The sequence below is a fragment of the Micromonospora sp. NPDC049801 genome (genome assembly GCF_040656575.1).
Taxonomy (GTDB): domain Bacteria; phylum Actinomycetota; class Actinomycetes; order Mycobacteriales; family Micromonosporaceae; genus Micromonospora.
In genome coordinates this window covers 1-14,859 of sequence record NZ_JBFAMS010000024.1, presented here as the reverse complement: position 1 = coordinate 14,859, position 14,859 = coordinate 1, and the positions used below count along the sequence as shown (strand labels likewise).

13 protein-coding genes and 1 pseudogene are annotated in these 14,859 nt (G+C 71.4%); 7 read left to right on the top strand and 7 right to left on the bottom strand.

All coding sequences use genetic code 11. From position 1 onward, the window contains the following. Window positions 1–139 precede the first annotated feature (139 nt). Window positions 140–567 (top strand): annotated as a pseudogene (locus AB0I89_RS30710) (hypothetical protein). Further along, entirely contained in the window at window positions 560–976 is a 417-nt protein-coding gene (locus AB0I89_RS30705; RefSeq protein WP_355052829.1) for a hypothetical protein, read from the top strand. Before AB0I89_RS30710 ends, AB0I89_RS30705 begins: the two are co-directional and overlap by 8 nt. A 34-nt stretch (window positions 977–1,010) precedes the next feature. On the opposite strand, the gene fabG is transcribed toward AB0I89_RS30705, so the two are convergent. Next, complete coding sequence (gene fabG / locus AB0I89_RS30700) at window positions 1,011–1,769, bottom strand: 3-oxoacyl-ACP reductase FabG (protein ID WP_357133882.1); 759 nt, start codon at window positions 1,767–1,769, stop codon at window positions 1,011–1,013. 43 nt (window positions 1,770–1,812) lie between these two features. Continuing rightward, complete coding sequence (locus AB0I89_RS30695) at window positions 1,813–3,465, bottom strand: alpha-amylase family protein (RefSeq protein WP_357133879.1); 1,653 nt, start codon at window positions 3,463–3,465, stop codon at window positions 1,813–1,815. Between the two features lie 72 nt (window positions 3,466–3,537). On the opposite strand from AB0I89_RS30695, the gene AB0I89_RS30690 reads away from it, so the two are divergent. Both AB0I89_RS30690 and AB0I89_RS30685 read left to right on the top strand, forming a co-directional pair. Continuing rightward, window positions 3,538–4,152: a DUF1349 domain-containing protein gene (locus tag AB0I89_RS30690; RefSeq protein WP_357133876.1), complete on the top strand. Its 615-nt coding sequence runs from the start codon at window positions 3,538–3,540 to the stop codon at window positions 4,150–4,152. A gap of 94 nt (window positions 4,153–4,246) precedes the next feature. Further along, the gene (locus AB0I89_RS30685; protein ID WP_357133873.1) at window positions 4,247–4,918 is read left to right on the top strand and encodes a DedA family protein; all 672 of its coding nucleotides are present in this window, start codon (window positions 4,247–4,249) and stop codon (window positions 4,916–4,918) included. Between the two features lie 18 nt (window positions 4,919–4,936). Here AB0I89_RS30685 and yidC read toward each other — a convergent pair whose 3' ends face one another. Then, window positions 4,937–5,695 (bottom strand): membrane protein insertase YidC, encoded by a 759-nt coding sequence (gene yidC, locus AB0I89_RS30680; protein WP_357133870.1) that lies wholly within the window; start codon window positions 5,693–5,695, stop codon window positions 4,937–4,939. Between the two features lie 96 nt (window positions 5,696–5,791). Continuing rightward, window positions 5,792–6,085 carry a DUF6412 domain-containing protein gene (locus tag AB0I89_RS30675; protein WP_357133867.1) on the bottom strand — a complete coding sequence of 98 codons (294 nt, stop codon included), beginning with the start codon at window positions 6,083–6,085 and terminating at the stop codon, window positions 5,792–5,794. Window positions 6,086–6,256: 171 nt separating this feature from the next. Between AB0I89_RS30675 and AB0I89_RS30670 the strand changes: the two genes are divergently transcribed. From AB0I89_RS30670 to AB0I89_RS30660, 3 genes are all read left to right on the top strand, one after another. Continuing rightward, window positions 6,257–7,390 carry a glutamate--cysteine ligase gene (locus AB0I89_RS30670; protein ID WP_357133864.1) on the top strand — a complete coding sequence of 378 codons (1,134 nt, stop codon included), beginning with the start codon at window positions 6,257–6,259 and terminating at the stop codon, window positions 7,388–7,390. 24 nt (window positions 7,391–7,414) lie between these two features. Continuing rightward, window positions 7,415–8,794 (top strand): FAD-dependent oxidoreductase, encoded by a 1,380-nt coding sequence (locus AB0I89_RS30665; RefSeq protein WP_357133861.1) that lies wholly within the window; start codon window positions 7,415–7,417, stop codon window positions 8,792–8,794. 72 nt (window positions 8,795–8,866) lie between these two features. Beyond that, on the top strand, window positions 8,867–9,835 hold the full coding sequence (locus AB0I89_RS30660) for a LacI family DNA-binding transcriptional regulator (RefSeq protein ID WP_357134028.1): 969 nt from the start codon (window positions 8,867–8,869) through the stop codon (window positions 9,833–9,835). A 283-nt stretch (window positions 9,836–10,118) separates the two neighbouring features. Here the strand turns inward: AB0I89_RS30660 and AB0I89_RS30655 are convergent, their stop codons facing one another. The 3 genes from AB0I89_RS30655 to AB0I89_RS30645 form a co-directional block, all read right to left on the bottom strand. After that, window positions 10,119–11,636, bottom strand: coding sequence for a hypothetical protein (locus tag AB0I89_RS30655; RefSeq protein ID WP_357133858.1), 1,518 nt, complete (start codon window positions 11,634–11,636; stop codon window positions 10,119–10,121). 629 nt (window positions 11,637–12,265) lie between these two features. After that, on the bottom strand, window positions 12,266–13,219 hold the full coding sequence (locus tag AB0I89_RS30650) for a carbohydrate kinase (RefSeq protein WP_357133855.1): 954 nt from the start codon (window positions 13,217–13,219) through the stop codon (window positions 12,266–12,268). Further along, window positions 13,216–14,481 carry an AGE family epimerase/isomerase gene (locus AB0I89_RS30645; RefSeq protein ID WP_357133852.1) on the bottom strand — a complete coding sequence of 422 codons (1,266 nt, stop codon included), beginning with the start codon at window positions 14,479–14,481 and terminating at the stop codon, window positions 13,216–13,218. Before AB0I89_RS30645 ends, AB0I89_RS30650 begins: the two co-directional genes overlap by 4 nt. Between the last annotated feature and the right edge of the window lie 378 nt (window positions 14,482–14,859).

The window sequence follows — 14,859 nt, the reverse complement described above, 5'->3', positions numbered from 1 at the left end:
ACCGGCCGCCCGCCCCGACACACCCGCCGCGCGGCCGGACGCACCGGCCGCCCGCCCCGACACACCCGCCGCGTTCGCGGACGCGGCGGGGCGCGATGGCCAGGCAGCGCGCGGCGGGTACTACGACGGTTAGTAGGCTGTGCCGGTGACCGAGGCGACGACCGGGTGGGGCCGATGACCAGCGCGGCGGCCGGCTCGCCGGTAGACGGGCCCCTCGCGACGGTGTCGATCGTGCTGTCGCTGCTCGTCGCCGTGTGGGCGCTGGTCGCGGCGGTACGCCACCGGCCGCCGGACCGGGTGCAGTTCGCCGGTCTGGCCGTACTCGAGTTGGTGTTGCTCGCGTTGGGTGTGCTGGCCCTGGTGGCGGTCGGCGGCGGCGACCGGCCGGGCGAGCCCGGCGCGTTCTTCGGCTACCTGGTCACGCTGGTCTGCCTGCCACCGCTGGCCTGGGTGCTGGCCCGGATGGAACCGACCCGGTGGGGGTCGGCGATCGTCTGCGCGGTCTGCCTGGTGACGCCGGTCGTGGTGGTGCGGTTGCAGCAGACCTGGGAGGTCCTCGGTGGTTGAGACTCGTCCGGCCCGACAGCGCACGAACTCCGGGCCCGGCCGTCTGTTGATCGCGGTCTACCTGCTGTTCGCCATCGCGGCGACGAGTCGGGCGGGCCTACAGATCGCCACGAAGTTCGACGAGGCGCCGGTGGCGTACCTGCTCTCCGCCCTGGCCGCGCTCATCTACATCGTGGCCGCGGTAGGTCTGGCCCGAGCGGGACACACCGGTCGACGGGTGGCGCTGGTGTGCTGTTCGGTGGAGTTGGTCGGTGTCGTCGCGGTCGGCATCCTGAGCCTGGCCGACAAGGCCCTCTTCCCCGACGAGACGGTGTGGTCGCAGTTCGGTAGCGGGTACGGCTACATCCCGCTCGTCCTGCCGGTGCTGGGCCTTTTCTGGCTCTGGCGCACCCGCCGCGACCCGGCCTGACCGACCGGGCCGCGGAGAACGGAAGCGGCGCGGGTCAGGCCCGTGGTCCGCCCGCCACGTAGATGACCTGACCGGAGACGAAGCCGGCGCCCTCGCTGGCCAGGAACGAGATGGTGTGGGCGACGTCCTCCGGGCGACCCGGGCGACGGACCGGGATCTCGGCGGCGGCGTGCTTCTGGAGGTCCTCGAAGTCGACCTTCATGCGGGCGGCGGTGGCCGCCGTCATGTCGGTGACGATGAAGCCGGGCGCGACGGCGTTGACGGTCACCCCGAACGGCCCCAGCTCGATGGCGAGCGTCTTGGTGAAGCCCTGGAGGCCCGCCTTGGCGGCGGCGTAGTTCGCCTGCCCCCGGTTGCCCAGCGCGGAGGTGCTGGACAGGTTGACGATCCGCCCCCACTTGCGGTCCACCATGTGCTTCTGAGCGGCCTGGCTGAACAGGAACGCCCCGCGCAGGTGTACGCCCATGACCGTGTCCCAGTCGGTGTTGGTCATCTTGAACAGCAGGTTGTCGCGCAGCACGCCAGCGTTGTTGACCAGGACGGTGGGGGCGCCCAGTTCGGCGGCGACCCGCTCCACGGCGGCCCCGACCTGGTCGCGGTCGGACACGTCGGCACCCACGCCGAGCGCACGGCCACCCGCGCCGGAGATGGCGTCCACCGTCTCCTTGGTGGCCGCCTCGTCGATGTCGACGACCGCCACTGCCATCCCGTCGGCGGCCAGCCGCCGGGCGGTGGCGGCACCGATACCGCGTGCGGCTCCGGTGACGATGGCGACGCGGTGCTCCTCCGACATGATTACCTCCGGGTAACTTTGGGGTGATCGAAGGAGCTTAGCCTCAGAACCCCCGACCCCGGCATAGGCGAATCCACCGGTATCCGTACCCGGAGACCTTCACCGCGCCGAGCTTGCCCAGCTCGCCGTAACCACGGTCAGTGAGCACGTCGATCGGCAGGTCGGCTTCCGCCTCGAGGCTGCTCAGGTCCACCTCGACGTCGTCGGTACCCAGGTTGTGCAGGAAGACCATCGTGCCGGTCGGCCCGTCCGCGCGGTGCGCCAGCACCCCGGGCGGCATCGCCACGTCGATGTGTGTGGTGGAGCCGGAGCCGATCTCGGGGGCCTCCCGAAGGGTACGGATCATGCGCTCGAACCAGGCGAGCAGCGACTTCGGGTCGCCACGCTGGGCGGTGACGTTGACGTTCTGGTAACCGAACTCACCCTTGTCGATCACCGGGCGGACCAGCTTCTCCGTATCCGCGGTGGAGAAGCCGGCATTCGGCTTGTACGACCACTGCATCGGCGTACGGATCGCCTCCCGACCGGGCAGCGACAGGTCCTCGCCCATCCCGATCTCCTCGCCGTAGCGCAGCACCGGAGTGCCGCGCAGGGAGAACTGCAGGGCGTACGCCAGCTCGATGCGCCGCCGGTCGTTGCCGAGCATCGGGGCGAGCCGACGGCGGATGCCCCGGTCGTAGATGCGCATGTTCTCGTCCGGGCCGAACTCGGCGTACACCTGGTTGCGCTGTTCGGTCGTCAACCGGGACAGGTCGATCTCGTCGTGGTTGCGCAGGAAGGTGGCCCACTGCCCACCGACCGGGAGCTTCGGCGTGTCACGCAACGCCTCGATCAGCGACTCCGGGTCCTGCCGCGCGAGGGCGAGCATGAGCCGGCCGTTGAGCATGAAGTCGAAGAGCATGTGGATGCGGTTGCCGGATCCGCCGGCGTCGCCGAAGAACGTCGGAAGCTGGTCCGGTTCGACGTTCGCCTCGGCGAGCAGGACGGCGTCCCCGCGCCGCCACTGCACGTGCTGGCGCATCTCGGTGAGGAACTCGAAGTCCTTTGGGGAGTCCGGGTTGCCCGGCTCGGTCAGCTCGATGATGAACGGCACCGCGTCCATCCGGAAGCCGGAGACTCCGAGCTGGAGCCAGAACGACATGATCTTCTTAACCTCGGCCCGGACCTCCGGGTTGGCGAAGTTCAGGTCCGGCTGGAACTTGTAGAAGCGGTGGTAGAACCACGCCTTCGCGGTGCGGTCGTAGCTCCACGTCTCCTTCTGCTCCCCGGGGAAGACCATGCCCTGGTGGCGGTCGTCCGGCTCGGTGTCGGACCAGACGAACCAGTCCCGGTACGGCGAGTCGGGCGAGGAACGGGCGGACTGGAACCAGGGGTGCTCGTCCGAGGTGTGGTTGACCACCAGGTCGATGATCACGCGGATGCCCCGGTTCTGCGCCTGGTGCAGCAGTTCGGCGAAGTCACCGAGGGTGCCGAAGCGGGGGTCGACGTTGTAGAAGTCGGTGACGTCGTACCCGTCGTCGCGGTTCGGCGACGGGTGGATCGGGTGCAGCCACAGGCACGTCACGCCCAGCCGGGCCAGGTAGTCCAACCGGCCGATCAGACCACGGATGTCGCCCACACCGTCGCCGTCGGAGTCGGCGTACGTGTCGATGTCGAGGCAGTAGACGACGGCTTCGGAGTACCAACGGTCACCCATGCCGCGAAAATCTCTCCAGTTGATCTCCGCGGCAAACCTGCCGGGGCGGCTGCGGTCGGTACCCTGCCCGGCATGGAGACCGACCTCGTACCGCCGAGCGATGAGTTGGACTGGTCCCGGGGCCGGTGGCTGCACCCGCCGGTGCGCGCCGGACACGGTCCGACCGGTGAGCTGGTCGTCGAAGCCGGGGCGGAGACCGACTTCTGGCGGCGGACCAGCTACGGCTTCGTCCACGACAACGGGCCGGCGCTGCTCGCGCCGCTACCCGTCGGCGCGGCCATGGAGGTGAGCTTCCGGCTCGACTTCTCCGCGCAGTTCGACCAGGCCGGCGTGCTGGTCCGGGTGGACGAGCGGACGTGGGTCAAGGCGGGTGTCGAGGTGAGCGACGGCGAGTCGCAGCTCGGTGCCGTGGTGACCCGGGAGTTCTCCGACTGGTCGGTGGCCCCGGTGCCGGGCTGGGCGGGTCAGGAGGTGACGGTCCGGGTCAGTCGGGCCGGTGACGCGCTGACCGTACGGGCGCGGGTGACCGACGCGCCGTGGCGGCTGGTCCGACTCGCCCCGCTGGACCCGGAGGCCGAGGCGATGGCCGGCCCGTTCTGCTGCGCGCCGACGCGCGGCGGCCTCACGGTGGCGTTCACCGCCTGGCGGCAGGGCCCGGCCGACACCGCGCTGCACCCGGAGGGCTGAGCCCGTCCGTGGCGCGGATCACCCGCAGGTGTGCCGCGCCGATCATTGGGTATGACAACCCGATCCCCCCGTAGGCCCGTCGGAAGGATGACCAATGGCGTACGCCCAGACTGGTGACCCCTCCGAGTTCACCGGCCTGACCGGGTGGGTGGCGTCCGTCATCGAGGCGATGGGTCCGGTCGGCGTGGCCCTGCTGGTCGCGTTGGAGAGCATCGTCCCGCCGATCCCCAGCGAGATCGTGCTGGCGATGGCGGGTTTCCTCGCCCACGAGGGTCGGTTCAACGTCGTCCTCGTCATTGTCGCCGCGACGGTCGGCTCACTGGTCGGCGCGCTGGTGCTCTACTGGCTCGGCGCGGCGCTCGGCGAGGAACGGCTCAAGCGCTGGCTGGACCGCATCCCGCTGGTGGACCGCGACGACCTGGAGAGGGCCGACCGCTGGTTCGAGCGGCACGGCCGGTGGGCGGTGCTGATCGGCCGGGTGGTGCCGGTGGTCCGCAGCCTGGTCTCCGTCCCGGCCGGGGCCAACCGGATGCCGCTGGGCGAGTTCGTCCTGCTCACCACCATCGGCAGCGGCGTGTGGAACGCCCTCATCGTCGGGTCCGGTTACGCGCTGGGCAGCCGGTGGCAGAACGTCGAGCGGTACAGCGACTGGTTCAACTACGCAATCGGCGCGGTCTTCGTCGTCATGGTAGTCAGCTGGGTGGCCCGCAAGATCCGCCGCCGCCGGCAACGCGACGACCGGCGGTCGGTGACCGCCGGTCGCTGATCCGCGTCCGCGCCGCGATCAGGGCACCTGATGCCCTGCGGCGGGTGCCGGCGCTGCCTGCGGCCGGCGCAGCACCACCTGCTCCAGCGCCGACCAGGCCGTCGTCGTCACCAGGTAGATCACGGCGGCGAGCGGCAGCACCAACGCCACCACCACGGTCGTGAACGGCAGCAGAGGCAGCAGCCGACCGAGGGTGGCCGCCCCCGGCCCCTCGGTGGGCGTACCGGCCACCGTGCCGACCGCCGCCGACGCACGTCGCGCCCGGCGTGACGACCACCAGGCCAGCGCCAGCAGCAGGACCAGCAGGCCGGCGAAGAGCGGTCCGGCCGCGCCGGCCAACCCGTCGCTGAGGTGGTGACCCAGCGGTACGCCGGCCAGCCGCTCGTCGAGCAGTCCCGTGCCGCCCTCGTCGGTGGCGAACAGCCGGTACAGGACCAGCAGGAACGGCGCCTGGATCAGCAGCGGCAGGCAGCCGGCGACCGGGTTCGCGCCGGCCGTGCGGTACAGCGCGAACACCTCGCGCTGGAGGGTCGCCGGGTCGTCGGCGTACCGCTGCTGTAGCTCGCGGACCTGCGGGGCGAGCGCGGCGCGGCGTCGCTCCCCGCGGACCTGCGCGACGGTCAACGGTGTGATCAGCAGCCGGACGGCGACGGTGAGCAGCACGATGGCGGCGACGGTCGCCGTGCCGTCGGCCAGCGGTTCGAGCAGGTCGGTGAGCCAGGACAAAGCGCTGCCGGCGACGCCGACGACGGTGTGCAGCGGTGCGAAGGAGAGCATGGGAAACCCCTCGGTCCGATTCCGGTGGGTCCTGGAGCCGTCGTGGACGGCACCTAGGACCAATGACGGTGGGATCGGCCGCGCGGCGAGGTGTTGCTACGCGGCGCGGGGGCGTCCGGGTGCGCGGGGGCGGGGTCGTCCGGCGGCGTCCGGATCGATCTGGCGGGGTGTCCGGCGGCTGCGGGCCCGGGCACGCAGCCCGGCCCAGCGTCGCGCGACACCGGGTGCGCGGGACGGGCCGAGCGGGCGCGCGGCGAGCAGCGCGGCGACGAGGACCAGGGCGGTCAGCGCGGCCCCGGCGAGCAGGTCGGCCGGACGGTCGGCGAGCATGCCGAGCTGGGCGAACGCGGACATCCACGTGGCCCAGAGGAATCCCAGCAGCACCGGCACGGGCTCAGCATAGGACCCGGTGTCACGTCCCCCGGCCGGATCGCCGATGGTCCGGCGACACGCCGGAGACGCCGTGCCGTCACCACGTTTCCGGGCGTTACCACCCTGGGTAACCAAACGTCCGACCGGCGCGGACGGACCGCGGGCGGCAGAAACGGACGGTGGTGCGCGATGACCGGGCAGGTGGCGGAGGCGCACGGGACGACCGCGGGGACCGAGGTGCTCACCGTTGGCGTCGAGGAGGAGTTCCTGCTCGTCGACCCACACACCGGCGCCGCGGTGCCCGCCGTGGACCTCGTGCTGGAACAGGTCCCGGCGGAGCTACGCGGTCAGGTCGAGCGCGAGTTCCAGACCAGCCAGATCGAGATCGGCTCGCCGCCCGGGCTGGAGCTGTCCTCGATCCGGCACTCCCTCGGCGTACTCCGTAAGGCCCTTGCCGACGCGGCCGAGCGGGCCGGCGTACGGCTGCTCGCCATCGGCACCGGTCCGGTGGACGGCCCGGTGCCCCCGGTCGTCGACAAGCCCCGTTTCGACCGGATGATCGAACGGTTCCGGCTGCTCGTACCCGGTCCCGGTAACAACGGCATGCACGTGCACGTGGGTGTCCCCGATCCGGAGACCGGCGTGCAGGTGCTCAACCACGTCCGGCCGTGGCTGCCGACGCTGCACGCCGTCACCACCAACTCGCCGTTCTCCCGTGGCGAGGACACCGGCTACGCGAGCTGGCGGTCGGTGGAGTGGGAGCGCTGGCCGTCGGTCGCGCCGACGCCCTTCCTGGAGTCGCACGAGCACTACCAGCGGCTCATCCGCCAGTTGATCGCCAGCGGGGTGATGCTCGACGAGGGGATGCTCTACTGGTACGCCCGGCTGTCGGCGAAGTACCCGACCGTCGAGCTGCGCATCGGCGACGTCTGCCCGACCGTGGACGACGCGGTGCTGGTCGCCGCGCTGGTCCGGGCCCTGGTGGCCACCGCCATGGACGACGTCGAGGCCGGCCGCCCCGCGTTGCGGACCGACCACCACCTGCTGGTCGGCGCGCACTGGCGGGCCGCCCACGACGGCCTGGAGGGCGAGGGCGTCGACGTCACCACCGGCGAGTTGCGTCCCGCGTGGGAGTTGCTGGACGAGTTCGTGGAACGGCTGCGGCCGGCGCTGGAGCGGCACGGCGACTGGGCCGAGGTGTCCGACCTGCTGGGTGGGCTACGCCGCCACGGCACCGGCGCGGCCCGGCAGCGCGCCGTGTACGCCCGTACCGGACGGCTCGTCGACGTCGTGCAGGACGTGGCGCGACAGACCCGCGGTTGAGCGCCCGCATGACAGGATGATCCTGTGGCGCAACGACTGATCGTCATCGGCGGGGACGCCGCCGGCATGTCGGCGGCGTCCCAGGCACGCCGCCGCCGCGACCGGGACGACCTGGAGATCGTGGTCTTCGAGCGGGGACATTTCACCTCCTACTCGGCCTGCGGCATCCCGTACTGGATCTCGGGGCTGGTGCCCGGCCCGGACGACCTGATCGCCCGCGCGCCGGAGACGTTCCGCACGAAGTTCGACATCGACGTGCGGTTGCGCCACGAGGTGACGGCCATCGACCTCGAACGGCGCGAGGTGGTCGCCCGGGACCTGGACCACGGCCGCGAGGTCACCGAACGCTTCGACGAGCTGATGTACGCCGCCGGCGCGACACCGACCAAGCCCCCGTGGGCGCAGTCGGACGTGGCCGGCGTGTTCGGGGTGCAGACCCTCGACGACGGCGCGGCGCTGCGCGACTGGCTGGACGCCGAGCCGCAGCCGCGCCGGGCGGTGGTGGTGGGCGGCGGCTACATCGGCGTCGAGATGGCCGAGGCGATGATCCAGCGCGGCCTGTCGGTGACGCTCGTCGAGCAGGCCGAGCAACCCATGTCGACGGTCGACGCCGACATGGCCGAACTCGTCGCCGATGCCATGCGTGGCCTCGGCATCACCATCCGCGCCGGCCTGCCGGTGACCGGCCTCGAACAGCGGGACGGCCGGGTGTCCGCCGTGGTCACCGCCGAGGGGCCGATTCCGACCGACGTCGTGGTCCTGGGTCTCGGGGTACGCCCCAACGTCGGGCTCGCGGAGGCCGCCGGGCTGCCGCTCGGGCCGACCGGCGCGATCCGGGTGGACCGGCGGATGCGGGTCCCCGGCTTCCCGGGGGTCTGGGCGGCCGGCGACTGCGTGGAGACCCTGCACCGGGTCAGCGGGATGCCGGTGTACATCCCGTTGGGCACCCACGCCAACAAGCAGGGCCGGGTGGCCGGCATCAACATCGGCGGCGGGTACGCCACCTTCACCGGCGTGATCGGCACGGCCGTGACCAAGGTCTGCGAACTGGAGGTCGGTCGCACGGGCCTGCGGGAGCGGGACGCCTCGGCGGCCGGCTTCGACTTCGTCTCGGTGATCGCGGAATCGACCAGCCGGGCCGGCTACTACCCGGGTGCCCGGCCGATGACCGTCAAGCTGATCGCGGAACGACCCAGCGGCCGTCTGCTCGGCGCGCAGATCGTCGGCTGGTCCGAGGCGGCCAAGCGGATCGACACTCTGGCCGTCGCGTTGTGGAATGGCATGACCGTGGACGACATGACCGCACTGGACCTGGGCTACGCTCCGCCGTACGCGCCGGTCTGGGATCCGGTGCTGATCGCCGCCCGCAAGGCGGTCGACGCGCTCGCCGCTCTCGATCGCTGACCCGCGCCCGCCGTGGAGGTCCACCCCGTGACCCAGACCCCGACCAGGTCCGCCGCGCGCCGACGACCGACCATGGTCGATGTCGCGCGGCACGCCGGAGTAAGCCTGAAGACGGTCTCCCGGGTGGTCAACGACGAGCCGGTGGGTCAGGAACTGCTCGGCCGGGTGCTGGCCGCCATCACCGAGTTGGGTTTCCGGCGCAACGACATCGCGCGCAACCTGCGCTCGCGGCAGCTCAACGCCACCGTCGGGCTGTTGATCGAGGAGATCGCCAACCCGTTCTACGCCACGATCGCGAGCGTGGCCGCCGAGATCGCCGCCGCGCACGGCACGATGCTGATCACCGCCTCCTCCGAGGAGGACCCGGAGCGCGAACGCGCCGTCCTGCAGGACTTCACCCAGCGCCGCGTCGACGGGCTGCTGGTCGTGCCGGCCGGCCCGGACCACTCGTTCCTGCGCCGCGAGGTCGAGCTGGGCATGCCGGTGGTCTTCGTGGACCGGCCACCGCAGGGTCTGCTCGCCGACACCGTGCTGTTGGACAACTCCGGCGGCGGCCGGTCCGGGGTCGAGTCCCTGCTCGACGAGGGGCACCGGAGGGTGGCTCTCCTGCTCGGCGCGCCGAGCGTGCCCACCATGCGCGAGCGGCTGGTCGGCGCGCGGACGGCGCTGGCGGCCGCCGGGGTCGAGCCGGACGACTCCCTGGTACGCGACCACCTGATCGCCCCCGAGGACGCCGGGCGGGCGGTCGCCGCGCTGCTCGACTCCCCGAACCCGCCCACCGCCTTCTTCTGCGGCAACAACCGGCTGACGGTCGGCGCGTTGCAGGAGTTGCACCGCCGGGGTAGCGACGCGTCGCTCGTCGGGTTCGACGACTTCGAGCTGGCCCACCTCATGCCCAGGCCGTTCACGGTCGTCGCCTACGACACCCGGGAACTGGCCCGGGTAGCCACCGAGCGCCTGTTCCACCGCATCGCCGGCGACGACTCCCCACCAACAACGACAGTCCTCCCCACCCGCCTCCTACCCCGAGGCCTCCTCTAGTTCTCGGGCCGCCCCCTGCCCCCTGCCCCCTGCCCCCTGCCCCCTGCCCCCTGCCCCCTGCCCGCCGATCTTGCAGTTTCTGTTGTCGTTTTGCGCGGGTCCGACCGTTTCGTCGTGACAGGAAGTGCAAGATCGCGGAGGTCTCGGGGTGACGGCCACGGCGATCATGGACTTTAGGGTGTGGGCCGGCACGGTTGGTGAGGGCACGAAGTTCCGCATGAGTGTCGGTGGCGACCCGGTCCCTGACCCACCGGAGCACGCAGAACCCGATGAAGACAGGCCGTCAAGCGCGTCGGCGCTGTTTCCTGGGGCGCGGCTCAGGAGTCGGTGATCTGCTTTCGATGACGCTGTTGTCGGCCTGGTAGTACGTCGGGGCTCCTGACGATGGGATGCGTGCCGCGTCGGGTTGCCAACTGGTGGTGATACTCATGGAGTTCATCTGTGCCGTTGTGTAGCTGATGGCTTGCTGGTCGACGTTGCTGTTGCCGTACTGGATGGTCGGTGTGGCGGCGGTGGGGGCGTAGCTTGGGCCGGCGGGGTTGTAGGCGGGACCTGCGCTGTCGGCGTATTGGGTGTAGGTGGACCCGTAATTGGGCGCGTAAAGGGTCGGCTGGTTGACGCCGTAGGACGCGGTCGTGTCGTATTGAGCCGGGTACTGACTGACCTCGGGCAAGGGGTAGGGGTCCTGGGGTGTGAATGATGACTGAGCCGCGACCGAATAAAGGTTGGTGTTCTGGAATATCAGGTCTGATCCGGTGGCGGGTGGACCTGCGTAGTACGGGGGTGCTGCGTCGTGGGCGTACTGCGCGGAGGGCGCCGAGTAGGAACGGGCGGGGCTGCCTGGGTCGGGCAGCCGCTGTGGCGGGTGGATGACCTGTTCGTTCTCGTACGCCTCGACGGGCACCCTCGGGCGCCATCCCTCGGGCAGTGGGATCCTGCCGGGTGCCGCGATCTCCGGGTCGCCCCTCGGGGGCAAGCGGTCGGGGTTCGGCTGCAGGACGGAGCTGTTGCCGTATACGTTCAGGATGAACGACCGTCTGGGCAGTCCGTGGGCATCGGTGAAATCGTTCACCACCGCCAGGCTCAGAACGCTGGCGTTGGGATTGGCGAGTCGGCCGGTGGCGCCAGCCCAGGCCGCGATGAGTGAGTGATCGACGATGGCGGGGTTGTCGATGACCTCCTGGTAGGCCACCGGTACGAACAGTCGCGGGGGCCAGCCGGCGGGCGGGTCGATTCGCTGAGCTGCCGCGGCCCTCGGGTCGGCACCGCCGGGGGCAAGATCAGGATGGTTCGCCAGGAGACAGCTCCTGCCAAGCTGCTCAGCCGTGTAGTACCCGGCGGGAAGCCCGTGCGACCGGGCAAAGTCATCCAACACTCCCGGGCTCATGCCAGCGAGGCTGGTGGCGGTACGCCCCAACCGGCCTGTCGCATGGGTCCAGGCCACCACGATGCGGGCGTCGGCGATGCCCGGGTTGTCGATGACCGCCTGATAGGCCGCCGGGGTGAACACTCGCGTCCAGCGGGCGGGCGGGTCGATTCGCTGAGCTGCCGCGGCCCTCGGGTCGGCACCGCCGGGGGCAAGGTCAGGATGCTTCCCCAGGAAATACTTCGCGCCATCTGACTCGAGTGTGTAGTAGCCGGCGGGGAGCCCGTGCGACTGGGCAAAGTCACCCAACACTCCCCGGCTCAACTGACCGGGGCTACTGGTACCACGCGCAAGTCGGCCCGACCTGTGTGCCCAGCTCAGCGCGAGGCTGGTATCGGCGAGGCCCGGGTTGTCGATGATCTGCTGGTAGGCCATCGGCGTATAGGCGGGGGCGGGTCCAGGTCGTCGGGGCATGCTTCTGGTCCTCTCGTGCGGGCGGTCGCTGTCTAGCTCCCCAACGGCGCGTCCACAACGAAGGTTCAACACGAAACGGGCCCACCCGAATCAGTGCCCGCCGCAGCTCCGCACACGGCGCCATTGCGCCTGCTCACCCGCGGTCACCAGGTCCTGCTCACCCGCGGTCACCAGGTTTGGTAGGAGCGGCGCCGCTTGAACGGAGTACGCGGGCTGCCGCGCGCTGGCCCGCCTGGCCACCGAGCGCCTCTTCGAACGCAGCGCCGGCGACGACTCCCCACCGTCAACGACAGTCCCGCCCACCCGCTCCAACACCCAGGCCTCCCCAACCCCGCGCCGCGCCCGCCCCCGCCCCCGCGCCCGCCGATCTTGCACTTTCTGTCGCCGCCTTGCGCGGATTCGACCGTTTCGCCGGGACAGAAAGTGCAAGATCGCGCAGGTTCAGGGGTGGTGCCCACGGCGATCACGGACTTGTGGTGCCTCGCGTATGCCGCAAACAACCACGGAACGCCCACCACAAGTCCATGATCGACCCGGGCGGGGGCGGGGCGGCCCCGGGCGGGGGCGGGGCGGGGGTGGGGTGGGGTGGGTCAGGTTGTTGTGGTTAGGCGGGCTTTTAGTTCGGCTTGGGTTGGGGGGTTGGCGCCTCGGCGGGCGCAGGTCAGGGCCGCGACGGTCGCCGCTTGGCGCAGCACTGTCGTCCACTGCTGTTCGGTCACCGCGGCGAGCCGTTCGGTCGGCCGGTCGCCGAGCGCGTCAATGTCGGCCAGGGCGGCGAGCAGGCCACCGGTGAACGAGTCGCCCGCACCGACGGTGTCCACCACCGTGGTGCGTACGGCCGGCTGCTCGTGTAGCACCCCGTTCGGGGCGAGCAGCCACACGCCCTCACCGCCGCGGGTCACCACCGCGCAGGACACTCCGGCCTCGCGCCACTCGGCCATCACGTCGGCGATCGACCGGTCCGGATAGAGCCAGGCCAGGTCCTCGTCGCTGGCCTTGACCAGGTGCGCGAGGGGCACCTGCCGGCGTACCCGCTCCTGCTCGGCGGTCCGGTCGGTGACGATGCTCGGTCGCAGGTTGAGATCGATCGAGAGGGTCAGCCCGCCACGGTCACGTTCGCGGGCGAGCAGCCCCTCCAGCGCCTGCGCGCCGGGGGCGAGCGCGAGGGCGAGCGACCCGGTGTGCAGGGCCGTCGCCGAGGAGCCGGCGAGGTCGGGCAGTTCCTCCGGCGTCCACTGCCAGTCCGCGGCACCGTCGAGCCGGAACTCGTAACTGGCCTGGCCGGTGGCGTCCAGGGTGGCGACCGCCACCGAAGTGGGCTCGGACGCGTGGACGGCCCAGCGCAGGTCCACCTGGTTGGCCGCCAGGTAGTCGGCGATCTGCCGGCCGTACTCGTCGGGGCCGAGGCGGGCCAGCAGCCGTACCGGCTGGTCGAGCCGGGCCAGGGTGACCGCCACGTTCGCCGGCGACCCGCCCGGGACCGCCCGTTGCCCGTCGGCGGTCACCACCAGGTCGATGAGGGCCTCCCCCGCCACGACGATCATGCGGTCACCGTGCCGGGGGCGAGCGGGCCGGGGCCACCGAGGCCGTCGGCCGAGCGGGACAGCAGCACCGCCTGGTACGCGTGGTACACGTCGGGTCGACCGTGCCAGACCGTGTCGGCGGGCAGGTTCCGCGGGTCCAGCTCGTGCCGCCAGCCGGTGCCGTCGATCAGGTAGCGGCGCGCGTACGCCCAGAAGACCCGGTACCAGTCGGCGTAGACGGCGTCCCCGGTGCGGCGGTGCAGGGTGACCGCCGCGCCGATGGCCTCGGCCAGCACCCAGTGCATCCGGGAGCGGACCACGGGCCGGTCGTCCCAGTCGATCGTGTAGACGAAGCCGTCCGCGCCGTCGACCGCCCAGCCACGTCGCAGGGCGGCGGCGAAGAGGGTACGGGCGTCGGCGAGCAGCCAGCCCGGCGGCTGCGGCAGGACGGCTTCCAGTTCGAGCAGCAGACGGGCCCATTCCAGCCAGTGGCCCATCGTCGAGCCGTACGGCCGGAACGGGTCGGCGGGCTGGTCGCGGTTGTAGTCGAGCAGCGGCGTCCAGTCGGTCGTGAAGTGCTCGGGCAGCCGCCAGTCGTGCCGGGCGGCCTCGGTGTGCACCAGGTGGGTGGCGATCCGCAGCGCCCGGTCGGTCCAGCTCGTGTCCCCGGTGGCGGCGGCAGCGGCGAGGAACGCCTCGACCATGTGCATGCTGCTGTTCGCGCCCCGGTAGTCCTCGGTGACCGTCCAGTCGCGGTTCCACGACTCGCGGACCGCGCCCGCCTCGTCGTCCCAGAACCGGTTCAGGACCACGCTGAGCGCGTCGGCGAGCAGGCGGTCCGCGCCGGGGCGCCCAGCCCGCGCGGCGCTCGACGCGGCGAGCAGCACGAACGCGTGGTCGTACCCGGCCTTGCGCTCGTCGATCGGGGTGCCCTGCTGGTCCACCGCGTTGAACCAGCCGCCGTCCCGGTCGTCGCGCAGCAGCGTGTCGAGCGCGGCGATGCCGTGGTCGACGATGGCGGCGGCATCCGGGTCGCCGTTGCGGTGGGCGAGCGCGGCCACGTGGGTCATCCGGCAGGTGATCCAGGTGTAGACGGCTTCGCCCCGGTCCGGGGTGCGGTCGTCGGTCAGCCACCAGAAGCCGCCCTCGGGTCGGACCGAGCGGCGGGCCGTGTCGAGCAGCGTGCGGGTCTGGTCGGCGAGGAACCCGTCCAGGTCAGGCAGGTCGGGCACCCCTGCCGGGGCAGGGGTCGGTTCGGCGTCGGAGCGGGGCGCGTCGGTCATCTCAGCTGGTCACCGTCGAGGAGCGAAGGGGCATACGGCAAGGATCGGCGGACGGACCGGGTCCGCGCCGGCAAACCCGCTAACGGTACGCCCGGAGCTGGTCGACCGAAGGGGTACGGCGCAAGAAGGATCATGAGGAACATCATCCCGTTTGCCCGTTGACATCGTTGTCACCCCCTCAACCCTGCTCCGACCGCCGGCTCACTGTCAATTCCGTCCCGTGCCCAGGGCCTGTTTCAAAAGGGCGGTCGAGCCGAGGCGGAGTCCGGGCGGCGATCCGGCAAGGTGCGGTTTCGTCCGGATACCGGTGTTGTATCCGGACGACACCGCAACGCCGCCGGTCGTCGTCCGGGCCCGCCGCAGGCCGGCCAGTTCTTA

Excerpts from the sequence above, each read along its gene's own strand:
- fabG (WP_357133882.1), bottom strand. The coding sequence starts at position 1,769 with ATGTCGGAGGAGCACCGCGTCGCCATCGTCACCGGAGCCGCACGCGGT.
- AB0I89_RS30695 (WP_357133879.1), bottom strand. The coding sequence starts at position 3,465 with ATGGGTGACCGTTGGTACTCCGAAGCCGTCGTCTACTGCCTCGACATC.
- AB0I89_RS30690 (WP_357133876.1), top strand. The coding sequence starts at position 3,538 with ATGGAGACCGACCTCGTACCGCCGAGCGATGAGTTGGACTGGTCCCGG.
- AB0I89_RS30685 (WP_357133873.1), top strand. The coding sequence starts at position 4,247 with ATGGCGTACGCCCAGACTGGTGACCCCTCCGAGTTCACCGGCCTGACC.
- yidC (WP_357133870.1), bottom strand. The coding sequence starts at position 5,695 with ATGCTCTCCTTCGCACCGCTGCACACCGTCGTCGGCGTCGCCGGCAGC.
- AB0I89_RS30670 (WP_357133864.1), top strand. The coding sequence starts at position 6,257 with ATGACCGGGCAGGTGGCGGAGGCGCACGGGACGACCGCGGGGACCGAG.
- AB0I89_RS30660 (WP_357134028.1), top strand. The coding sequence starts at position 8,867 with ATGGTCGATGTCGCGCGGCACGCCGGAGTAAGCCTGAAGACGGTCTCC.
- AB0I89_RS30655 (WP_357133858.1), bottom strand. The coding sequence starts at position 11,636 with ATGGCCTACCAGCAGATCATCGACAACCCGGGCCTCGCCGATACCAGC.
- AB0I89_RS30650 (WP_357133855.1), bottom strand. The coding sequence starts at position 13,219 with ATGATCGTCGTGGCGGGGGAGGCCCTCATCGACCTGGTGGTGACCGCC.
- AB0I89_RS30645 (WP_357133852.1), bottom strand. The coding sequence starts at position 14,481 with ATGACCGACGCGCCCCGCTCCGACGCCGAACCGACCCCTGCCCCGGCA.